Here is a 19,206-nt window from a genome sequence, read left to right as displayed (position 1 = left end):
ACCTCTGTATGTCAACTCAAGTCCAGCACCGTCGAGGTACAGCCGCGCAAATCCAGTTGTTTGCAGGCGCAGCAAGCGAGTTCATTCACAACACTACGGATAAGACGATCCATGTGATGGACGGCTTGACGCTGGGTGGTACGCCGCTTGCCAAACGATCCGAACTTGATAGCAAATCTTCGTTTGCGGGAACTAGGGCGCAAGCCAAGGCTATTGATATCACTCGTACCAAGACGGTGTATCTGGCTGAGTTACGCCGAGAAGGGCCATTCACTGTTGTGTATGGTGATTTCACCGGCCTGCTTGCCTTGGACCCACTTGAAGGGATGTACCTACAAATTGACGGTGTTCCCGCGACTACAGCGGCGCTCGTGCGTTCACACGATGGCGAACTGTTGCCTCAATGGTTCGGGGGCGTTGGCGGTGGTGTTGTTAATGATAAGGCGGCTGTCGAAGCCGCGTTTGCCTTCGGTTGGCCGGTCAAGTTTACAACCCGTTTTGGCATTGGTAGCGCGATTACCCTGACAAATAAGGCCGTCAGCATTCGTGGTGTGGGCCGTGGGATTTCTGGCCTTGTCGATATCGGCGTTGCTGCCAATCAATACATGTTGTCGATTGTGAATGACGGATACGCCACGCCTGTCACGATGGAAAATTTCAGTTTCCTAACCACACAGGCAAGCGTTGCAAACGCATTGTCTGTGAAGTTCGGCGCGGCGGATGCTGAATTTTTCCGCGTTCCACATCGTTTCAGCATGGATAAAGTAAGCGTTCACGGAACATCAATCAGTTCTGTGGGGCATATGCAGAATGGTTTTAAGAACGGCATCAAACTCACGAACGTAAATCGCCCTGTTTGCAACGATGTCATTATGTCCGGTCAAGGCGGCAATCCGTATCAGGCTGATGCGCAAGTTACAAATACCGTCATGTCAGTCGGTTGGGATTTGGTTGCGGACTATCATGCCACTGATCCTTTCCAGCGGGCCGCGCCCACTGATCCGGTATTTATGGATTGTCATGTTTACTCTGCTGACATTGCTTGGAGAGGACGCGGCCATTGGGAGGGCTATGTTTTCCGGCATTGCATCGCGGTCCTGTGCAATCGAGGCTGGGATTTGGCGACCGATACACCCCCAGGAGTTGGCGGCGTACAGTTCCCGATGCTTGTCTTGGATACGTGTCATGCCAATGTGTTCAGAGAAGCCGTAGTAGGGAAGGACTTCTTTGACGTTTGCATTATCAATCCGCAGCTACACAAGTGGTCCTATGCCCCTGCTGGTTACGTTTCTACGGCGATCCAGCTTACGAATTGTCCTCGTTTCAATATCACGGAACCAAAGATTTTTAATCTTGCAGATGGAAGCGTGACAACGGCAGAACAGTTCAACGGAATTACGCTCATCGATTGCAATGGCGGCTCTGTTACGAAGCCTCAATTTTCGGGTGTAAAAAACGGCGTGCAGCTATCCGGCACAACGAACGATGTCACTTATGAGCGCGGCCTATGGCGTGATCTTCCGTCAGGTGCCATTGAATATCAGGACCTATCGACTGGAGCGAATAACCGTCGCAAGGGTGTCGTCGTTGATTTGGGAGCAAGCAATGTTGCCGTGGTTGCTGTTACATCGACCGCTACCGATATTGTTTCTATAGACCTTGGCACGGTTTGGAGGAACGATGAATTCCTTGTAGAATTCATGTCAACATTCACGAAAGACGCAACCTCCGAATACATCACAGATACGATTAGCAAGGCGTCTGGCTCTGCCAATGTTTTGTTTATCAACGGATCGACATTCTACAGCGATACTCGATATGCACTTGCAAGCGGTGCTGCAACCAGTTCGAATAATGTTCGTTTCAAGATTGGCGCATCCGGTACGTGTGTGATTAAGCTTCAAGCAAGATGTAATGGCGGCGGGGCAAGTATTGCGGCGGCTGGAACAGTCATGAGAATTTCGCGTGTATGATGCTATTGCGGCGAAAACCATGTTGATCGACACTGCTTTGTTTGATACCCGTTAAGCCTTAATCAAAAGGTGGAATTGATGACTTATGTTTGGAGAGAGTACCCAACACTAACGGCGGAACATGTTGGGAACGCACGTCTTTTTGCGAACCGAGAAGACATGGTTTCCTCGCTTTCAGATTTGAAAGACGGCAAGGTGATTGCGGAAATAGGCGTTGCTCAGGGCAATTTCTCCGAGTTCCTTTTGCAAACTTTGAAGCCAGCGGAGTTCGTCGCCTTCGATCTCTTTACGATCCATCAATGGCCTTCTTTGTGGGGGAAAGACCCAAAGGAAATTTTCGGCGATAAGACGCATCCGGAATGGTTCAAGGATCGTTTCGCAGGCCAGCCTGTCAAGATTGAAATCGGCAAGAGCTGGGACTTGCTGCCGAAATATCCCGACAAGTATTTTGACATGATCTATCTTGATGGCGATCATGAATACGAGGGTGTCAAGCTTGATGCCGCATTGGCAGACAAGAAAATCAAAGACAATGGGATTATCATTTTCAATGATTACATCATGTACGATCATGCCGGTGAATTGGGCTATGGCGTTGTACAGGTTGCCAACCAGCTAATTGTGGAGGGTGGTTACGAGGTTATCGGCTTCGCTCTTGAGCGCAATATGTTCTGCGATCTGGCCGTTCGTAAAAAACGCTGATTCAATTCTATGTATTGAGAATGAAGGGCCACCCATTGGGTGGCCTTATTCTTGTGGTCAACCATCCTCTCTTATACCTCGATAAAACTGGAACGGTATTGAGGTTCATGTATTATGGATGAAACTACACGCGCAGAGATTGAAAAACTCCATGGGAGGATCAATGACGTGAAAGATCGTGTTACCGTTCTTGAGGCACAAACGCCTCACATCAAAGAAGCCCTTGGTAGGATAGAAAAAAGCGTGGACCGATTGAACGGTCATATTGTCAAAGCCATTTGGGTAATCCTGATATTGTTCATAGGCGTTGTGTTCAAGTTTACCGTCGCGGGTGGCTGGTCTATCCCGGGAGTTTAATTTTCAACTCTTGTCGGTCAACGGTGCGGCCTCATCAAACTTTGAGGCTTCGAAATGACCAGCGTTATCATCCGCATCGTTCTTCGCTATATCGCCGGATATCTAGCTTTGAAGAGCGTTCTTCCTCAAGACATCGTTGACCTGATCGCAAATGATCCTGACATTGCCGCCGCTGTAGGCTTTGGCCTGATGGGTGTTGCTGAGGGCGCTTACGCGCTTGCTCGCCGCTTCGGGTGGTCAAAATGACTTGGCTCGCTGTGCGGGCCACCCTGTCAAAAATACCGGCATGGGCTTGGATGGCTTTGGCCGGTGTCATTATCCTGCTGCTCGCGGGTTATGGCCTGTACAGGGCGGGTTACGGGGCTGCTCGCGTTGAAACGCTGGAGAGGTCCGTAGAGGTTTTACGTGGAAGGAAAACAACCAATGAGAATATTCGCAATCTTGATGACGCTGGCTTGTGCAGCAAGCTTGATGGGGTGTGGCGCAACGGCGAGTGTTTGTGATGGATGGGAGGCATTGACGCCCAGCGCTGGCACTCGTCAATACATCGTCAAGAATGACCGGCCCTTTGCCGAACAGACGGCATCGCATAATGCCTTTGGCCGCAAGCAAGGCTGCTGGTAGTCACTTCACCAGAATATCGCCACGTGGCAATGATCCCTTGTCAAGAAGATTGGCGAGGGCTTTCTTTGGCGACATGTAGGATTTTCGATCTGGCCGCTCTAAAACATCCTGATCATTCCATTGCTTTTCAAGGCGGCACATTTCAGTCCAGATATTGAGTTGCTTTGCATCTGATCGTTCACGGCGCAACGCGCGGAACAAATCATATAGCTCTGCGCCGCGTTTCATCCGGCGATTGTTAAAGCTCTGGCGGCATACGGTCGAACAGAACAATTTACCGTCACGATGGTCGCTGATGTGATTTCCACATTCTTGGCAAGCAGTTATGCTCTTAGCCATACCATTGCTCCATATGAGAAAAAGGACGCCCGCGTTTAAACGGTACGTCCTCCTTGTAACAAAGTGTTGTGAAAATCACAACATACTAGGCAGCTTTATTTTTCTTCGCGTCGTTCTTGATAAACTCCGGTACACTTGCGTCGTCTGGAGCTTCGCTTTGATCTGCGTCGTCAAGATCGGTCGCGACCGTGTTTGTTTCTGACGTGGTTTCATTCGTGACTGTTGTTGTCGTCTGATCATCTGTCGTCGTTGTCACTGGTGGGGTGTCTTCGACGCGCCGCGTCCTCTGCTCCGTCTTGACTTCATCAACAGTAGCGGCCTTTAGCAGTGCTGAATAATCGCCTGTTTCATGTGCCGCCTTTACGATGCTGAGCGCGTTGAACTGCTCGTCCAGCGTCTTGCCGGTCTGTAGGAAAGCGCGGATTGTGATTGCAATGCCAGTCTGATTTGCCATGGGAATATTCTCCGTTGTTGGCTGGGTGGTTTAGATTTCGCGGATCAGCAGGATTGCTGCCGCTGCATAGTTGATGACGCCTAAAAACTCGCGCACAGCCGCGTCATGCTGTTTGCGCTTCACCATGCGATTAGCCTCTTGGGCCTTCTTCATGATCTGATAGGAGTGGCCTCCGGTATCGCCAAGCATGCGGGCGATTTCCATTATCGGTTGCTCCAAGAATGGCTTCTCGTCGGCGTGTCGCCCATGTCCCTTGCCGGTTGCTGCCTGATCGTGTGCGGCCTGTAGGATGCCCGCTAGGCTTCCATACATAGGACTAGAGATAACGGCTGGCTGCGCCTTTGTAATCTCGTGAAAGTTCGTATCGCTATCCGGGTTGATCCATTCCTTGACAATATCGACACTTGATATTGCGCCTTTGTAAATCTCCCCATCCTCGTTGTAGGTGGCTTTTGAGCCGTCTGATAATTGACCGCTCCAAGGAAACTTTAGACCGCGCTGCATGATGCGCCGCATCGGACCAACCTTACGGCCATCACGGCTATAGTAGAATTTTCCTTCCTCGATTTTCATTGCTTGCCTCGTAACTTCTGCGATGTTGCCTTGATCTTGTGATGAGCAAGGATCATCGCCGTCTCTTCGTCGCGCTCGGCCCCGGCGATAAACTTCAATTCTCCAGCCAACCGTTCAAGTTCGGTCGCAGCACGAAGTATTTGCGCCTTGCCGCCGTTACGGATTTCCACTCGGGAAATCTCTGGAATGGTGGTGATCTCCATTTAAATATCCTCGTCGGGTCGCTGGCTGTGGTCGCCGTCGTCGTAATATTCTCCCGTATCAGGGTCGTAGTTTTCCTGATCCGGGTACTCGGTTGCGATTTCGGTTTGTGTCTCTTGCTTCTCCTGCGGCGTAACATTCTTCAACGCCGCCGCCGCTCCGCCACGTTTTTTTGCTGCCGGGGCTGGCTTAGCTGGTTCATCTGTTGCGGCGTCCACGTCGAAAGAGTAATCATCATCAACGCGCTCAACGGCTTGATGAAATGCGTCTTTGTCGCTGCTGGATGGAAGATATTTTGACAAACGGCGGAACACGGTCTTTCGTGCCATTTCCGACCAATCAGTAGACCACGGCGTAGACTTTATCTTCTTGGCGAGAAAAGCCTTGTAGGCGTCTGAACGGTCGCGAATGCGATCAACATCAGAGACAGACATGACCTCGTGAACAATACCGCCGTCCTTCAATTCAGCGAGGGCATAGACCGTATGAGGATCGCCACGTACTCCCTCATGGTTGATTTCATGATGAATTGGTTGGGAGAGATTGGTAGGAGAGTGACGGAACACATCGCCTTTCCGAGCGATCTCAACCACGATGCCTCTGATCTCGCCAGAGTTATACGCGAGCTTTAGAAGGCCGCGCATCATGGGGCGATACTGAACCTCGCCATTATAATCCACGACCAATGCGGCCTCACGTCCATCAAGCACAAGCCCATCGGCTGCGGCTTTGGTACAAGCAGCCAGCAGAGATTGAGGGTTTTTTATCTTCTCGATATTACGGGTGAGGGCGATTGCTGTTTGTGCTGTTCGCACAAATTTCTCTGCCGAAATATGACCGGGAAGTGCTTTTTTGAACTCCGGGGTCATCTGATCAAGGCGAGTGCGAAGCGTAACGGGTGGCTTAGGCCCCGTCGTCTGCAGTGCTGTTGTCTGTGACATTTTCGATATCTTTCAGGAGTGCGGCGGCGCTGGCTTGTGCCTTGCCTGTTCCGGTGTTTCTGACATGCTCCAAGATTTTGATTGCCATGGAGCGGTTTCGATCTGGAGCGAGGCGATAAAAATAGGCAGCGCTCCAGAAGTTCTTGGCATCCTGGTCAAGCGGCATCTTCCGCCTGTTGTTCGTCCAGTGCGTTCGGCGCATCTGTCAGACGGTAAGCCCAATGCTTGAATGTGAGTTCCTGAACGCCTTCTCCGTATGCAGGCCAACGGTTGGTCTTTGTACATTCCGCATACCTGTCGAGCGCTTGGCGCATCGTGGCGCGGCCTTCTTCCACGATGGACGGCGGAAGCTCATAGGCGGCGGCGGCGTAAGGAGACTTCTTTTCGAAGGTTAGGAATACCCAGCCATTCACCGGTTTATTCAGGGAGGCCCAAATATCCGAGTAGAAAGCTTCCTGTGCGTGATAACCGTAATTGATTACGCTTCGCGCAAAGGCGTCAGGGTGGGCACTCTCGGTTGTTTTAACGTCAAGAATAATCCCCAAGTCTTCGCGATAAAGATCAGGACGAACCCGGCAAAGGCATCCAGTGACAGGATCAATCGCATAGCCTGATGGTTCAACCATCGCTTTGCCGCCCGTTATGATCCCATTGATAAAAGGATCGGCATGAACGCTGTCGCGAAGGGCAAGAATTTCATCGTATGCCTTAGACACAAGCAAAAGCTTCCCGCTAAGTTTGCAACCTTCGGCAAGATCGGTCCACTTGTTGCCGCGACGATCATCAGGACCGCGAACAACCAATTTCTCAAAAAGCTCAGGCTCAAGGATGGCAAGGTGCGCGCCAGTTCCGAAATCTTTGACTGCTTTTGTTTGAGTAGTTTCCTCAACAATCGGGGGGAACTTGTAGTGCGCCGGTGTCTTCGTCTGTATGGTCCAAAGACCAGACTTAGAAATGCCGGGACCAGAGTGATAAGCCTCGTTTGGAATGCCGCCATATATGCCGGGCTTGATGTCCGGGTTGACTGCGATATCATTCATTGGTGTTGCTCCATATGTTGCATTGTTGTGTATATCGCAACACTATGCGCAACATGCATCAACAGTCAACAGTGAATTTCAGAATTTCTAAAATTCAGCAAAAGCTAGGGTATTTCGTTAACGGAAGATTGACGGCATTACTTTGCGGATGTGCAAATCACAACGCTATTATAGTAGATTAGTCTTCTGATTGGTCGCCAATCAAACATAAAAATAGCTGCGAACCAAGGGTTTGCAGCTACATAATGGAGTGTGCGTTACTGGTATTTGGACGTTAGGGAATGATTGCAAGCACAGCTGTTGCAGTTTGCAACGTCACTTCAATCGCCTTGCCGGAAACAGAGTATATGCGGGCCTCACCGGTCTTTCGCGCTCGCTCGATCCTCGCCATGATCTGTTCGCCGTCATTCGTGCGACAAATAGCGAGGCCTCCAATGGCCGATGCATCAACATCATCCGTATGTGCGAATAGAACCACGGCATCGTCAAGGATCGACAACGGCCCTTGCACGGCCCTAATCTGCGCGGCGATGATTTTGCCGTTTCCTGCCCCGATAATAGCAGCTTGCGCACGATCTATAACCGATTGCGGTAGCGGTTTAGGTTCTTTCAAGCGATCTAGATGGCCCTTGTCATTGATGATTGACGCAAGAAGTATTCTTGTGGGCATACCATCAATATCAATAGAAACGCCTGCATGCTTCAGTACTTCGCTGACTGGAGCCCTCAAAAAGTGCGCAATGGCGTTCGCTTCATCCATTTTCATTTTTCGCTGACCGGACAACATCCTAGATACCGCAGACGCATCGACATCTAGATGTCGGGCTAGGCCACGGACGGACTGTTTGTTTGTATGTAGTTGCTGAATGAACCAAGGCTTATCAATCGTCTGTTCTTTACTCATTGCACCGCCGTCCATGCCAGACAAGAATAATTGTCATTGGTTTTATGGACGCTGTTTGTTGCAAAAAATGCAACGCACCGCAAGAATTAGCACTCAACTTTCATTACAAATAGTTAATAACTTGCATTTTCCTTCTTGACGATGCGAAAATCACAACATAATGTTGCGAAAAATGCACGTTATGAAGGTGTGATTTGACCAGCATCATTGAAAAGCCGACGCCTTGGCAAAGAGTATATGCAAAATTTGGCATGTCTCAGTCCGATCTCGCGCGCTCGATTGGTAGCCATAGATCAAAGATCAGCCGCGCTCTCTCCGACGAAAAAGGCTTGATTACCGGGCGCGATCAAGAGCGGCTCATTGAGCTGGCAGAGAAGCGGAACGTTCCGATTAACTCTGACGATCTGACGCCAGCGCTAAAATGAGTGCAGACAGCCAAAAAAATACGGAAACGATGTCAATTCAGCAACAGGCGGAAATGATCGAACGCTTGGTTTCGCGTTGCCAAATGACAGACGGAACGATAGCCGCCCAAACATACGCTTTGTTCGAACCATCCGACGTTGCGGCTTTCGCACTCTTAGCATCGCGTCTTTGGCGAATGGCTCCGTATGAGCAAAAAATCAAAAAGCTTGTGGTGGGCTAAATGATTTCACTTCGCCCCGATCAAGAGGATGTCAGAACAAAGCTTCGCGTTGCGTTGCGGTCTTCATCATCAGTGCTGACCTTCGCGCCTACTGGTTTCGGCAAGACGGTTTTGGCCGCCGCTCTTATCAAGATGATCTTTGCTGCTGGGAAGCGCGTTATATTTTGCGTTCACCGTGTAGATCTGATTGTTCAGACGGCGAAGACTTTTGAAAAATTTGGCATACCGTTTTCTTACATCGCTGCCGGGCATCACTATAACCCGTATCATCGCGTCTACATCGCCTCCATTGCCACTCTTCGCAATCGCCTCGGTAAAATCCCTGCGCATTATGTGATGGTTGATGAAGCGCATTTGAGTGCAGCAACCGGCTGGGCCGCTGTTGCGCTGCACTACAAGGAAACTGGCGCGAAACTCATCGGATACACCGGATCACCTGAACGGCTAGACGGCAAGCCGCTTGGCGATGTTTGGGATACGATGGTTCTTGGCCCCTCAATGCGATGGCTGATCGACAACGAGAAGCTTTCACGGTATCGCCCCTTTGCCCCTGCCGGTCTTGATACAAGCGGTCTTCATTCTCGCGGGAACGAATTCATTCCGTCCGAGCTAGAAGAGTTAATGGCGGGCAAGGCTGTCATTGCAAATGCAGTGAAGCATTGGAAGAACATTGCTCGTGGTAAAAGAACAATTGGCTTCGCGCCTTCTGTTGCACTCGCTGAAAAGTATGCTGCTGAGTTCCGAGATAAGGGCGTCATGGCAGTTGCTCTTGATGGCAACACGCCACAACCGGATCGCAAGTCCGCTTTCGTCGGCTTCGCTGACCGGCAGATAGAGATTATCTTCAATTGCGGCCTGTTCTGCGAGGGCTTCGATCTTTCCGCACAGGTTGACCGCGACGTTACCATTGAATGCACGATGGATAATTCTCCATCGCAATCATTGGCGAAGGTTCTCCAGAAGTGGGGGCGCTGTCTGCGCTGGGATGGAACCGGCATTCCTCACATCATCCTTGATATGGTCGGCGGTTTCGCTCGGCATGGTTTCCCTGATGATGATCGCGAATGGTCGCTTGAAGGCCGTAAAACTTCTGACAGTTCGGTGGATATCCTAACTTGCCCGAAGTGCTTTGCCACGCATGCGCTTGCGCCGCGCTGTACTGAGTGCGGGCATGTGTATCCAGTCAAAGAGCGGGCGTCCTTGGGTGTCGGTCGTATTCTCAATGAGGTTGATGCGGCGATTGTTGAAATTGATCCAGCCGCCGAGCGCCGCGAGCGTGAAGCCTCGCGCCGTGAGCAGGCGTGGGCTTTGGCTGATGACGTGCTCAACGACCGCGATCCAAAATTGTCAAAAGGTATGAAATCGCAGCTTGAAGCACTGATCAAGCAGGCAACCGCCAAGGGGTTCAAGTCCCCTGAAAAATGGGCGGCTCACATTATCACGGCACGACAGGCCAAGGCGGCTGAAAGGAACGGGGCAGGCTCATGACAATCGCGGAGAGGAATTTTCCTAAGCATCTTGTGGACCCCATCAACTGTCCTTGCTGCAAGCAGGCAGTTCACGTTCCGACACTTGAAATCGTCGTTGACCACTACAAGGTCACACCGCTCGAAGCCCGCATTCTTGGTGCGGTCTGGAAGGGGAAGGGAATGCCGGTCCAGACTGAACGGATATTCGATGCCATGTACATCGATGATCCAGACGGAGGACCCACACCAACAAAGATGTACCTCGCGTTCAAAGTTGGCCTCTGCCATCTGCGCGCGAAACTGCAAGGTTCCGGCATCAACGTTGAGAATGTCGGTTATCGCCGGGGATACCGGCTTGTTTTAGGAGAAAAGTAACATGAAAAAATTTCGAATGCTGATCTGGTCGAAAATCATTCGCGCTGGCAATTCCCTCTTGCGCTTGGCTGGAGCAAAATAAATGGCTGGCTCGCTCAACAAAGTTCAACTAATTGGCAATCTCGGGGATGATCCTGAAATTCATACCTTTGATAATGGATCGAAGGTTGCCAATTTCTCTATCGCTACCTCGGAAAGCTGGAAGGACAAAGCCAGCGGTGAAAAGAAAGAACGTACCGAGTGGCATCGTATCGTCGTTTGGAATGAAGGGCTGATTTCTGTAATCAGCCAGTACGTTGAAAAGGGCGATAAAGTCTATGTCGAAGGTGAGTTGCAAACTCGCAAATGGCAGGACAAAGATGGCAATGATCGCTATTCGACAGAAGTGGTCTTGACCGGTTTCAGCGCAAAATTGCTCATGGTGAGCGGTAACGGTGGTGGGCGGGCGAGTGATCAGAATGGCAATGCTGATCGCCCAGGAAACAAAGCTCCTTCCGGTGATGGTGGTGGAACAAGTGGCGGTCGCAGTTTCAGTCGCGATCTTGATGATGAAATTCCGTTTGCGCCGGAGTGGCGCTAATGGCGGCGTATGTTGATGACGTGAGGCACCAGTTTGGCAGAATGGTCATGTGCCATTTGTGGGCCGATACCGAAGCCGAGTTGCTTAAGATGGTGGATACCATCGGGGTGCAACGTAAATGGATACAAGGTCATCAGACGCTTTCATTTGGCAAACACAAGAAAGCTAGCTGGGTTCATTTCGATATTACATTGAGCAAGAAAGCTCTAGCTATCGCTGCTGGTGCAATTCTGACTGACAGGTATGGGCCTTTGGAACATACCGCAAGGATCGCCATCGCATCGGGTATTCCTGATTGCGTTGAGTACGGTGAAAAACGTTTAGCAATGATTGCTGAGTGTAGGGCTCGCTAATGTCAGAAGCTGATTTCATGCGCCGTCTGCAAATGCGCGCCTCACAATTGAAGGCGCGCCTTTTCAGGCAACAGGTAGGCATGGCGTGGGTAGGTAAAGCAGAACGCATAACCGTCCATCGCACAATGAAGCTAAAGCCCGGTGACGTTGTGGTACGTAATGCCCGCCCTTTCCATGCCGGAATTACTGGTATGTCCGATCTTGGTGGGTGGGTGCCAGAGTTGATCACGCCTGAAATGGTCGGCTCAACCGTTGCGATTTACACACAAGTCGAGGTGAAAGAAAACGCACGCCCAACAATCGAGCAGTTGGCTTGGATAGATGCGGTGAACAGCGCTGGGGGCAGGGCTGGCATAGCCAGAAGTGAAGAAGACCTGTCAAAAATCCTTCTCGGCATCCACTAAATTTTTGGTTAACGGGCTTTACATTCGAATATACTGTTGCGAATATCGCAACAGCAAATCACTTACGGAGCCAGCCCAATGTCGTCGGATATAGAGCGTTTAAGGCGCGACGTTTCACTGTCTGATACAGCAGCGCATTATGGCGTCAGTCTCGATATTGACGGGCAAGAATTTGTCGGCTGTTGTCCTTTCCATTCTGAGGATACGGGGTCTTTCACCATATTCACAGGGAACGACCATATTGAGCGCTTTCATTGCTTTGGTTGCGGCGAACATGGCGATGTGTTGGACTTTGTGCAGAAGATCAAGGGCGTCGATCTGCGGGAAGCAATCAACATACTCGGCGGTGGCGAGGTCGGCCCAAATGTTGCGCCGCGCAAGGTCGAGGTTCGAGACATTTATGCGGGTATCGTGCCTGTCGATAATCCATCACAATCAATCGAAGCTGGCAAACGCGTAAAGCTCTACAATCCTAAGCGCAAAGGGGATAAATCCGAATGGGGATCGTTCACCCCGTCGATGGTGTTTCCGTATAGGCGGGCTGATGGTTCATTGATCGGCTATGTCTTGCGTCACGATCTGCCGGATGGTGGCAAAGAAACGCCTATGGTCATGCGTGTCGTACTCCAAGATGGCTCGGAACGCTGGTGCCGCTTCCCATTTCCCAAGCCCCGCCCGCTGTACGGCTTGGAAACTATTGGAGAAGCCCGGCAAGTGATCATAGTCGAGGGCGAAAAGTGTAAAGACGCCTTGGCTAAGGCTACGGGGAGAACTGTAGTTTCATGGCCGGGCGGAACTCAGGGTGTGAAACATATAGATTGGTCACCCCTATCCGGTCTGAATGCTGTCATCTGGCCGGATGCTGATGTTCCCGGCTTGGCTACTTCTAATGAGGTAGCCGCTATTGTCACAGGGCTAGGCTGCACTGCTCGCGTTCTCGATGTGATGAGGGCCACGCAATGAGTGCATGTCCCTGCTGCGGTTATGACGCAAATAATGTGACGATGGAAAGCGTTACAGAGTACGTTCATTTCACAAAAACAGAGAGAAAGATTTTTGATTTTCTGTGTGAGAATTTTGGGAAGTACGTTAGCGCTACTGAAATAGTCGAAATCCTGTACGGCGACAAGGAAGATGGCGGGCCAGAAACAGCGCACACTATCATCGCCGTAATGATCAATCACATCCGGGAAAAGATACAAAATCACGGCCTAATCATTCAAGGCAAGATCGGCTTGAACGGTGGTCGCCGCTTGGTGTGGGCTGCTGATAAATGACGCAATACGCATTCACAGATTGGCAGTCTGGAACGAAGCCGCCCAAAGGATGGGACTGTGCTGACGCCGTGCGCGACGGATGGACCAAGAAAGATATTGACGATTTCATGCGGGCGTCTGTTCAACCGTGGACGCCTCCAGTTGTTGCAAAAACTGAAACCTCTGAAAAATCAACAGAGAGGCCCAAGGAAAGCCAGCGGGAACCCAATGAGCAGTTTGAGCCGTCAGCATCGGCCACAACTGCCCACAAGCAAACGTCGGCGCTGGAAGAGGCTCCTGACCCTGATAAAGATTTTCAAACTGTAGTACCGGCTCCGCGCGCTGTCGGCGCGTCTGCTATCGATAGGTTCTCTGCCATTCGGAATTTTGAATGGGGAAGCGAGGTTGAGATTGCAACCGAGTTTACAAACCGGATCATGATTGCGTGTGGCGGCGACGTGGTGAAAGCCGATGGCAAGTTTTGGGCCTTTGGGCCAACTGCTTGGCAAGAGATACCGGATCAGAAGCTACGTCTTGCAGTGCATAAATTCGACGGTGTAGGCGTTGGTGACAAGGGTGCGCCGCTCAAGATCGGGAAGCGGACAATTGACGGTGTACTTTCGGAGGCTGGGACCATTCTTTCCGAGCCTGATTTTTTCAACGATCCAACTGTAGCAATGAATGCATTGAATGGCGTCATCGTAATTGGTCCCGATGGAAACGTTACGGTTCGCGCTCACGATCCCGAAGACAAGTTCCGCTTCACCATTCCCGCCGAGTTCAATGCGAAGGCTGATAGGTCGCCACCCACACAATCAATGCTACACAAACTCGTGCACGGTGCATTCAAAGGCGACCCCGACGAAGAAGACAAGATCAACCTTGTTGGTGAAATTCTTGGTGCTGCTGCCCTTGGTTTGGCTACGCGCATGCCGCAACCAAAAGCATTCGTGTTTCTTGGCGAGACTGCATCTAACGGCAAGTCCACCATTGCAAGCTTGCTGTCGTGCTTGCTCCCTGCCGGTTCGGTTTCTGCAATTCCGCCCGCTGCATTCAGCGATGAGCGGCGCATTGTCAATCTGGCTGGCAAGGCCGCTAATGTGGCTGACGAATTGTCAGCGGCGGCAATCGCTGGAGAAACTTTCAAGGCGGCTATTACCGGCAACCCGATTGAGGGACGCGATCTCTATAGATCAGCAGTAACCTTCATCCCGCGTGCTCTTCATTGCTTCACCACGAACACACTGCCAAGGTTCAACGGCGGTCTAGACCGTGGGTTGCAGCGCCGACTTGTCGTGTTGACATTTAACAGGCCGATACCGGAGAAAGAAATCATCCCCGATATCTCCGATCATATTCGCAATTCCGAATTGGATTTGCTTCTTGGTTTCGCCATAGCTGGCGCACAGCGGCTTATGAAGAACCGGGCCTATACAATCCCGCAATCATCGAAGGAAGCGCTACAGGGCTGGCTTCTGCTCGATCCTGTCAATGAATGGTTTGAGGCGCATATCGCTCCGTGCAAAGATGAGCCTTACGACGGCTGGATGCGAACTGGTGAATTGTTCAACGACTTCAAAAAATGGGCGCTGGAGCAAGGGCATTCGGAACGGTTCTTGCCTCCGGTCAACACGTTCTCACAACGCTTGAAGGCCATGCCAAACGTTATTGTTAAGCGCACGGCGAAAGGTAGCGTTGCGGTCGGCATAAAGTTAAGCGGCGGGTTGAGTGACGAGAGAGCTAAGGATTTAGCGCAAGTGGACTGGTAAGAAGAGCCGCAAGCGGCTCATTCCGCTGCGGCTCTTACATTACCCGGTTCGCTCTGATTACGCTGGCATGAATGCTCTACCCCTTGGCGGCCCAGCGCCGTTCCCCACGGACGATCAGAACTATGTAGCAATCAACCAGGAATGATTGATCAGGAGTACCGCGCGGGGTGTTCGTTATTCTGCGTCTTCTGGAAGCTTGATGCGGTCCGGCTGGAATACTGCTCGGTTCATCCACATAAATGCTTCCTGTATGCCGGTGCGAGCAAGCGCCATCATGCGAGGGTCATATTGACCGCTCTTTGCAATCCCTGCGGCTTCAGCATCCATGTTGTGTTTATTCATGGCGTCGATCTGGCGAAGGCAACGTTCTTCCAGAATTTTGTTTTCGTTGACGAGTGCAACAGCCTTGTCACTCTGTGCTTTGTATCCTGCGACTGGCAGTCCTTTATGTTCGGTCATTTTTGCTTCTCCCGGTTAAAGTGGACATTCGATCCCCACAACTATTCCCGCGTGATGGTTGTCGCGGTTTACACAACGCGGGAATATTCCTATGGCAACTGGAAATTTGGCGGCATGTCTTGCCGTAACCCTTCGTCATGAAGGCGCATATACGAACGACAAACGCGATCCGGGTAATTGGACTGGTGGCAAAGTTGGGGTTGGAACCCTCAAGGGAACTAAGTACGGCATTGCTGCTGCCAGCTATCCGAACCTTGATATCAAGAACCTCACGCTTAATGACGCCAAGCCGATCTATGAGGCAAAGTACTGGCGTCCGATCCGTGGCGATGCTTTGCCTGTCGGTATTGATCTATCAACGTTGGACTATGGCGTTAATTCTGGCCCCTCTCGATCAGTCAAGGATTTGCAATCTGTCCTTGGTTTGAAACCTGATGGTATCGTTGGAGCGGATACGCTCAAGGCGGCTATCGTGGCTGACGGCAAGGCCGTCATACAGAGGCATTGTGCCAAGCGTCTTAGCTTCATGCGAGGACTCAAAATCTGGAACACGTTTAAACGGGGGTGGTCAACCCGTGTGGCAGATGTCGAAGCAAAGGCCGTGGCTATGTATCTTGCCCGTTCAAAGCCGCTTACCGGCGCTGACCGGCAGGAGCTACAGACTGAAAGCGCCAAGGCAAACACCACGGCCACCGTACAGCAGACAGGGGCGACGGCGGCGGGTGGTGGTGGCATCGCAACGAGCGGCAACGTTCCGGCTGTTGATATCAATTGGTACGTGGTCGCTGGTGTTGCTGTCGCTCTGCTGATTGTGATCGGCATTCTTCTTTTTAAGGCCAGCCACAACAAGAGGCGGGCTGCTGCATATGCTAAGGAAGCGGCTGCGTAACCGCGTCCAGCCACTTCCAACCATCATACTTGTCGCCGCTTTCTTTCATATGCGTATATCGCTTGAGGCTAACCCACGAGCGATGACCGGAAACAGCGGCGGCATGTGGTATATTCATACCCATTTCGAACAGCCGCGATATGCCTTCGTGTCTCAAATCGTGAAAGGTTAAATCCTCAATAGCCAGAAGCGGACAGGCGCGCGTAAACGCGGCGCTGATTGCATCAGTCGAGTAGGGGAATATGGTATCAGATGCGCGGGTCATCGCTTTGATAATCCGTAAGGCCGGTTCTGGCAGATCGCACCATGTGTCATTTCCTACCTTCTGGCCGGGATGTTTCATGTCTCTCACCAATATACGAGAGTGTTTCTCGTCAAGATCGTCCCATTTAATTCGCGTGATCTCTTCTTGTCGCCGTGTTGAGAACAATGCGAATGCAATGATCCTATCCATAGGTGCGGATTTGGGGTGCGTCTTATTCCGGTTCTGAAAATGCGTCATGAGCAAATCAAGCTCATCAAGTGTTGGCCTACGGTCGCGACTATCTGATTTGCTAATAAGGCCCAGCCTCTTTGCAACAACAGTTGCGTCCTTTATGGCTTGCGGGTCTAGACGGTAATCCCATGCCGGCCGGGCGATAGCGAAGATGGCTGACAAATGAGATATGTAATTACTGACTGTCTGTGGCTTCTTGCCCGCTGAAAGCTCTTTGGCTAACCCTACAATGTCTTGACTTGTAACACGCTCGCAAAGCAGGTTCGCAATCGGGTACTCTTTGATTGTTCGAAGAACTTGCGCCTTTGTCCTGCCAATCTCTTTCAGGCTTTCGGTTGTGTACTTATCAATAGCGTCGGCCAGTGTGATGTTTGAAGATTTAGCGCGCTCGATCTCGCCGGGCTGGGATAATTGTTCCTCGCGTTTGGCGATCCATGCTGCTGCTGCCGGGCGTCTATCGAATGTCTTGTTCTCTCGGTGCGCAATGACACCCTCTCGCATAATGCTGATTTTTGCCATATATGCTAAGGTGCCATTCTTCCTTTTTCTTTCTACGATGGTTCCCATGCTTATAACATCACTCTCCAGTTTCTCACATTGTTATAAACATAGCGAACAAATACACAAGTACGTTGCGATATACACAACGATACGCAACATGTTGAGCATGAAATGCAACGAAATAACTTAGAAAATTCAACAAACGCAAGCATTTACGGCGGTCGCGTTTTTGCTGTAGCCCCCATGATCGACTGGACGGATCGTCATTGCCGGACTCTGCACCGGCAGTTCACGCGTCATGCTTTGCTGTACACCGAGATGATTGTTGCCGATGCCGCAATCCACGGTAATCGTGAACGGATTTTGGGATTTTCGGCACAGGAGCACCCCGTTGCTCTGCAACTGGGTGGCTCGGATCCGGCGAAACTGGCTGCAGCCGCCGGGATAGGTGAGGCGCTTGGCTATCGCGAGATTAATCTCAATGTCGGCTGCCCATCCGACCGCGTCCAATCCGGAACATTTGGTGCTTGTCTTATGAAGACTCCGCGGCTTGTTGCGGATTGTGTTGCTGCCATGAAGCAATCGGTCGCTATTCCTGTGACGGTGAAATGCCGTATCGGCGTTGATGACCAGGATATTGAGCAGGCGCTGGATGATCTGGCTGGTGGTGTTTTCGAAGCCGGTTCAGATGCATTGTGGGTGCATGCCCGCAAGGCATGGCTCAAAGGACTTTCGCCCAAGGAAAACCGCGATATTCCGCCACTCGATTACGACAGGGTCTATCGGCTGAAACAGCAAAACCCGAGTCAATTCATCGGGATCAATGGTGGTATTCAGACGCGCGATGAAGCGCTTCATCATTTGAATCATGTGGATGGTGTCATGCTGGGCCGGGCTGCCTACAACAACCCGTTCATGTTGCTGGACGTCGACAGCGCTATTTATGGCGATGCACAACAGCCAGCTGCGATTGAGGCGATCATCGATCATATGTGCATCTATGCTGACAGCCATATCAGCCAGGGCGGCAGACTTTCGCATGTGACGCGCCACATGGTGGGCATGTTCCACGGTGCAGCCGGTGCCCGCCGCTGGCGGCAGATTTTGTCCACGGAGGCCAATCAGCCGAATGCCAACAGTGCGATTATTCGCCGGGCTTACGAGGCTGTGCAAATGGGACTGGCTGAACAGGCAGCTTAGTTCGACAGAATCAGCCGGTCGCCGCGCACTGAAAATCCACTCAGGGTATTGAGAAAATTCATGCCGAGAAGGCTACCATCCATGCGGCCATCCTGTGCCACCATCGCGCGAATATTATAGCGTTCGATGGCGCCGATTTTGATGCTGTTCAGGGTGACGATGGCCGCTGTCGTTGCGCCATTGGCGGTCATGATCGGCGTTCTGTAGGCCAGCTTGTCAGGATTGAGACCGGCGCGCTGTGCGTCATTATAGGACAGTACGATGGACGATGCGCCGGTATCGACCATAAAAGCAACCGGCGCATTGTCCACGGTTCCATTGATTTCGAAATGTCCATTATCAGCCTTGGCCAAAGTCACGGTAATGGCACCATCACCATCGCGGGTTGAAATCGGACTGCCGGGAATGAGACCCGCCGTGATGCGGTGGCCGATATCCTGCAACTCATAGCGATATTGATATCCGGCAACGAGAGCGAGAAGAATGATCAGCCAAATCGCCAAGCTGCGCAGAAAATGGCTGAGCGGAATACCGGAGCCAAGGATGCCCGCCGCGACGACGATGCCCCAAATGCTGAGATAGGCAAAGCGGGCAAACTGGTCGTTGTTCAAGCCGAATGTCGAGCCGCTGTCATTGTTGGCAATCAGAAGCAGTGTCACTCCCGCCAGTGCTGCAATAATGATCCAAAACAGCCGCGGCAT

Annotated in this window: 27 protein-coding genes; 16 read left to right on the top strand and 11 right to left on the bottom strand. The window is 51.4% G+C overall.

Going from position 1 to position 19,206, the window contains the following annotated elements:
* The first annotated feature begins 8 nt into the window (after positions 1-8).
* The 5 genes from HB779_RS17330 (at position 9) to HB779_RS17310 (ending at position 3,535) form a co-directional block, all read left to right on the top strand.
* Positions 9-1,973, top strand: coding sequence for a hypothetical protein (locus tag HB779_RS17330; protein WP_188343503.1), 1,965 nt, complete (start codon positions 9-11; stop codon positions 1,971-1,973).
* 78 nt (positions 1,974-2,051) lie between these two features.
* Positions 2,052-2,675 (top strand): class I SAM-dependent methyltransferase, encoded by a 624-nt coding sequence (locus tag HB779_RS17325; RefSeq protein WP_188343502.1) that lies wholly within the window; start codon positions 2,052-2,054, stop codon positions 2,673-2,675.
* 114 nt (positions 2,676-2,789) lie between these two features.
* A complete protein-coding gene (locus HB779_RS17320; protein ID WP_188343501.1) occupies positions 2,790-3,032 on the top strand; it encodes a hypothetical protein in 243 nt (80 codons plus the stop codon).
* 54 nt (positions 3,033-3,086) lie between these two features.
* Positions 3,087-3,278: a hypothetical protein gene (locus HB779_RS17315; protein ID WP_188343500.1), complete on the top strand. Its 192-nt coding sequence runs from the start codon at positions 3,087-3,089 to the stop codon at positions 3,276-3,278.
* Positions 3,275-3,535, top strand: coding sequence for a hypothetical protein (locus HB779_RS17310; RefSeq protein ID WP_188343499.1), 261 nt, complete (start codon positions 3,275-3,277; stop codon positions 3,533-3,535). The genes HB779_RS17315 and HB779_RS17310 overlap by 4 nt, the downstream gene beginning before the upstream one ends.
* 121 nt (positions 3,536-3,656) lie before the next feature.
* On the opposite strand, the gene HB779_RS17305 is transcribed toward HB779_RS17310, so the two are convergent.
* The 8 genes from HB779_RS17305 to HB779_RS17270 form a co-directional block, all read right to left on the bottom strand.
* Entirely contained in the window at positions 3,657-3,995 is a 339-nt protein-coding gene (locus HB779_RS17305) for a hypothetical protein (protein WP_188343498.1), read from the bottom strand.
* Between the two features lie 85 nt (positions 3,996-4,080).
* Complete coding sequence (locus tag HB779_RS17300; protein WP_188343497.1) at positions 4,081-4,449, bottom strand: hypothetical protein; 369 nt, start codon at positions 4,447-4,449, stop codon at positions 4,081-4,083.
* 30 nt (positions 4,450-4,479) lie between these two features.
* A complete protein-coding gene (locus HB779_RS17295) occupies positions 4,480-5,022 on the bottom strand; it encodes a hypothetical protein (protein WP_188343496.1) in 543 nt (180 codons plus the stop codon).
* Positions 5,019-5,225 carry a hypothetical protein gene (locus tag HB779_RS17290; protein ID WP_188343495.1) on the bottom strand — a complete coding sequence of 69 codons (207 nt, stop codon included), beginning with the start codon at positions 5,223-5,225 and terminating at the stop codon, positions 5,019-5,021. The genes HB779_RS17295 and HB779_RS17290 overlap by 4 nt, the downstream gene beginning before the upstream one ends.
* A complete protein-coding gene (locus HB779_RS17285; protein ID WP_188343494.1) occupies positions 5,226-6,164 on the bottom strand; it encodes a recombinase RecT in 939 nt (312 codons plus the stop codon).
* A complete protein-coding gene (locus HB779_RS17280) occupies positions 6,127-6,330 on the bottom strand; it encodes a hypothetical protein (RefSeq protein WP_188343493.1) in 204 nt (67 codons plus the stop codon). Before HB779_RS17280 ends, HB779_RS17285 begins: the two co-directional genes overlap by 38 nt.
* Complete coding sequence (locus HB779_RS17275; RefSeq protein WP_188343492.1) at positions 6,320-7,204, bottom strand: PD-(D/E)XK nuclease-like domain-containing protein; 885 nt, start codon at positions 7,202-7,204, stop codon at positions 6,320-6,322. The genes HB779_RS17280 and HB779_RS17275 overlap by 11 nt, the downstream gene beginning before the upstream one ends.
* 274 nt (positions 7,205-7,478) lie before the next feature.
* Positions 7,479-8,108 (bottom strand): helix-turn-helix transcriptional regulator, encoded by a 630-nt coding sequence (locus HB779_RS17270; protein WP_188343491.1) that lies wholly within the window; start codon positions 8,106-8,108, stop codon positions 7,479-7,481.
* Between the two features lie 194 nt (positions 8,109-8,302).
* Between HB779_RS17270 and HB779_RS17265 the strand changes: the two genes are divergently transcribed.
* From HB779_RS17265 to HB779_RS17225, 9 genes are all read left to right on the top strand, one after another.
* Complete coding sequence (locus HB779_RS17265) at positions 8,303-8,533, top strand: helix-turn-helix domain-containing protein (RefSeq protein WP_244642407.1); 231 nt, start codon at positions 8,303-8,305, stop codon at positions 8,531-8,533.
* 221 nt (positions 8,534-8,754) lie between these two features.
* Positions 8,755-10,242: a DEAD/DEAH box helicase gene (locus HB779_RS17260; protein ID WP_188343490.1), complete on the top strand. Its 1,488-nt coding sequence runs from the start codon at positions 8,755-8,757 to the stop codon at positions 10,240-10,242.
* On the top strand, positions 10,239-10,598 hold the full coding sequence (locus tag HB779_RS17255) for a hypothetical protein (RefSeq protein WP_188343489.1): 360 nt from the start codon (positions 10,239-10,241) through the stop codon (positions 10,596-10,598). The genes HB779_RS17260 and HB779_RS17255 overlap by 4 nt, the downstream gene beginning before the upstream one ends.
* Positions 10,599-10,680: 82 nt before the next feature.
* Positions 10,681-11,178 (top strand): single-stranded DNA-binding protein, encoded by a 498-nt coding sequence (gene ssb, locus HB779_RS17250; RefSeq protein ID WP_188343488.1) that lies wholly within the window; start codon positions 10,681-10,683, stop codon positions 11,176-11,178.
* On the top strand, positions 11,178-11,531 hold the full coding sequence (locus HB779_RS17245; protein WP_188343487.1) for a DUF4031 domain-containing protein: 354 nt from the start codon (positions 11,178-11,180) through the stop codon (positions 11,529-11,531). The genes ssb and HB779_RS17245 overlap by 1 nt, the downstream gene beginning before the upstream one ends.
* Positions 11,531-11,935 (top strand): VRR-NUC domain-containing protein, encoded by a 405-nt coding sequence (locus HB779_RS17240; protein WP_188343486.1) that lies wholly within the window; start codon positions 11,531-11,533, stop codon positions 11,933-11,935. Before HB779_RS17245 ends, HB779_RS17240 begins: the two co-directional genes overlap by 1 nt.
* 78 nt (positions 11,936-12,013) lie before the next feature.
* A complete protein-coding gene (locus HB779_RS17235; RefSeq protein ID WP_188343485.1) occupies positions 12,014-12,898 on the top strand; it encodes a CHC2 zinc finger domain-containing protein in 885 nt (294 codons plus the stop codon).
* On the top strand, positions 12,895-13,212 hold the full coding sequence (locus HB779_RS17230) for a winged helix-turn-helix domain-containing protein (protein WP_188343484.1): 318 nt from the start codon (positions 12,895-12,897) through the stop codon (positions 13,210-13,212). Before HB779_RS17235 ends, HB779_RS17230 begins: the two co-directional genes overlap by 4 nt.
* Positions 13,209-14,960 (top strand): DUF5906 domain-containing protein, encoded by a 1,752-nt coding sequence (locus HB779_RS17225; RefSeq protein WP_188343483.1) that lies wholly within the window; start codon positions 13,209-13,211, stop codon positions 14,958-14,960. Before HB779_RS17230 ends, HB779_RS17225 begins: the two co-directional genes overlap by 4 nt.
* A gap of 174 nt (positions 14,961-15,134) precedes the next feature.
* Here the strand turns inward: HB779_RS17225 and HB779_RS17220 are convergent, their stop codons facing one another.
* On the bottom strand, positions 15,135-15,419 hold the full coding sequence (locus HB779_RS17220) for a cyclic nucleotide-binding protein (RefSeq protein ID WP_188343482.1): 285 nt from the start codon (positions 15,417-15,419) through the stop codon (positions 15,135-15,137).
* A 91-nt stretch (positions 15,420-15,510) separates the two neighbouring features.
* Here HB779_RS17220 and HB779_RS17215 point away from each other — a divergent pair, with 91 nt between their 5' ends.
* Positions 15,511-16,308 (top strand): glycoside hydrolase family 108 protein, encoded by a 798-nt coding sequence (locus HB779_RS17215; protein ID WP_188343481.1) that lies wholly within the window; start codon positions 15,511-15,513, stop codon positions 16,306-16,308.
* On the opposite strand, the gene HB779_RS17210 is transcribed toward HB779_RS17215, so the two are convergent.
* Positions 16,289-17,371, bottom strand: coding sequence for a site-specific integrase (locus HB779_RS17210; protein ID WP_188343480.1), 1,083 nt, complete (start codon positions 17,369-17,371; stop codon positions 16,289-16,291). The two genes, HB779_RS17215 and HB779_RS17210, sit on opposite strands and share 20 nt — an antisense overlap.
* A 105-nt stretch (positions 17,372-17,476) precedes the next feature.
* On the opposite strand from HB779_RS17210, the gene dusA reads away from it, so the two are divergent.
* On the top strand, positions 17,477-18,505 hold the full coding sequence (gene dusA / locus HB779_RS17205; RefSeq protein ID WP_188343479.1) for a tRNA dihydrouridine(20/20a) synthase DusA: 1,029 nt from the start codon (positions 17,477-17,479) through the stop codon (positions 18,503-18,505).
* Here dusA and HB779_RS17200 read toward each other — a convergent pair.
* Positions 18,502-19,206 carry a TIGR02281 family clan AA aspartic protease gene (locus HB779_RS17200; RefSeq protein ID WP_188343478.1) on the bottom strand — a complete coding sequence of 235 codons (705 nt, stop codon included), beginning with the start codon at positions 19,204-19,206 and terminating at the stop codon, positions 18,502-18,504. The two genes, dusA and HB779_RS17200, sit on opposite strands and share 4 nt — an antisense overlap.

The organism is Phyllobacterium sp. 628, assembly GCF_014189505.1.
GTDB lineage: Bacteria > Pseudomonadota > Alphaproteobacteria > Rhizobiales > Rhizobiaceae > Phyllobacterium.
Note: the sequence above shows the minus strand (reverse complement) of the source record. Positions and strands in the feature narration are given on the sequence as shown.

What these genes read in the sequence shown, in the direction of transcription:
- HB779_RS17275 (WP_188343492.1), bottom strand. Translation starts at nt 7,204, where the DNA reads ATGAATGATATCGCAGTCAACCCGGACATCAAGCCCGGCATATATGGC.
- HB779_RS17260 (WP_188343490.1), top strand. Translation starts at nt 8,755, where the DNA reads ATGATTTCACTTCGCCCCGATCAAGAGGATGTCAGAACAAAGCTTCGC.
- HB779_RS17305 (WP_188343498.1), bottom strand. Translation starts at nt 3,995, where the DNA reads ATGGCTAAGAGCATAACTGCTTGCCAAGAATGTGGAAATCACATCAGC.
- HB779_RS17285 (WP_188343494.1), bottom strand. Translation starts at nt 6,164, where the DNA reads ATGTCACAGACAACAGCACTGCAGACGACGGGGCCTAAGCCACCCGTT.
- HB779_RS17290 (WP_188343495.1), bottom strand. Translation starts at nt 5,225, where the DNA reads ATGGAGATCACCACCATTCCAGAGATTTCCCGAGTGGAAATCCGTAAC.
- HB779_RS17220 (WP_188343482.1), bottom strand. Translation starts at nt 15,419, where the DNA reads ATGACCGAACATAAAGGACTGCCAGTCGCAGGATACAAAGCACAGAGT.
- dusA (WP_188343479.1), top strand. Translation starts at nt 17,477, where the DNA reads ATGCAACGAAATAACTTAGAAAATTCAACAAACGCAAGCATTTACGGC.
- HB779_RS17210 (WP_188343480.1), bottom strand. Translation starts at nt 17,371, where the DNA reads ATGGGAACCATCGTAGAAAGAAAAAGGAAGAATGGCACCTTAGCATAT.
- HB779_RS17320 (WP_188343501.1), top strand. Translation starts at nt 2,790, where the DNA reads ATGGATGAAACTACACGCGCAGAGATTGAAAAACTCCATGGGAGGATC.
- HB779_RS17255 (WP_188343489.1), top strand. Translation starts at nt 10,239, where the DNA reads ATGACAATCGCGGAGAGGAATTTTCCTAAGCATCTTGTGGACCCCATC.
- HB779_RS17215 (WP_188343481.1), top strand. Translation starts at nt 15,511, where the DNA reads ATGGCAACTGGAAATTTGGCGGCATGTCTTGCCGTAACCCTTCGTCAT.
- HB779_RS17330 (WP_188343503.1), top strand. Translation starts at nt 9, where the DNA reads ATGTCAACTCAAGTCCAGCACCGTCGAGGTACAGCCGCGCAAATCCAG.
- HB779_RS17280 (WP_188343493.1), bottom strand. Translation starts at nt 6,330, where the DNA reads ATGCCGCTTGACCAGGATGCCAAGAACTTCTGGAGCGCTGCCTATTTT.
- HB779_RS17300 (WP_188343497.1), bottom strand. Translation starts at nt 4,449, where the DNA reads ATGGCAAATCAGACTGGCATTGCAATCACAATCCGCGCTTTCCTACAG.
- HB779_RS17245 (WP_188343487.1), top strand. Translation starts at nt 11,178, where the DNA reads ATGGCGGCGTATGTTGATGACGTGAGGCACCAGTTTGGCAGAATGGTC.
- HB779_RS17240 (WP_188343486.1), top strand. Translation starts at nt 11,531, where the DNA reads ATGTCAGAAGCTGATTTCATGCGCCGTCTGCAAATGCGCGCCTCACAA.
- HB779_RS17310 (WP_188343499.1), top strand. Translation starts at nt 3,275, where the DNA reads ATGACTTGGCTCGCTGTGCGGGCCACCCTGTCAAAAATACCGGCATGG.
- HB779_RS17315 (WP_188343500.1), top strand. Translation starts at nt 3,087, where the DNA reads ATGACCAGCGTTATCATCCGCATCGTTCTTCGCTATATCGCCGGATAT.
- HB779_RS17225 (WP_188343483.1), top strand. Translation starts at nt 13,209, where the DNA reads ATGACGCAATACGCATTCACAGATTGGCAGTCTGGAACGAAGCCGCCC.
- HB779_RS17200 (WP_188343478.1), bottom strand. Translation starts at nt 19,206, where the DNA reads ATGCCGCGGCTGTTTTGGATCATTATTGCAGCACTGGCGGGAGTGACA.
- HB779_RS17270 (WP_188343491.1), bottom strand. Translation starts at nt 8,108, where the DNA reads ATGAGTAAAGAACAGACGATTGATAAGCCTTGGTTCATTCAGCAACTA.
- HB779_RS17235 (WP_188343485.1), top strand. Translation starts at nt 12,014, where the DNA reads ATGTCGTCGGATATAGAGCGTTTAAGGCGCGACGTTTCACTGTCTGAT.
- ssb (WP_188343488.1), top strand. Translation starts at nt 10,681, where the DNA reads ATGGCTGGCTCGCTCAACAAAGTTCAACTAATTGGCAATCTCGGGGAT.
- HB779_RS17230 (WP_188343484.1), top strand. Translation starts at nt 12,895, where the DNA reads ATGAGTGCATGTCCCTGCTGCGGTTATGACGCAAATAATGTGACGATG.
- HB779_RS17295 (WP_188343496.1), bottom strand. Translation starts at nt 5,022, where the DNA reads ATGAAAATCGAGGAAGGAAAATTCTACTATAGCCGTGATGGCCGTAAG.
- HB779_RS17325 (WP_188343502.1), top strand. Translation starts at nt 2,052, where the DNA reads ATGACTTATGTTTGGAGAGAGTACCCAACACTAACGGCGGAACATGTT.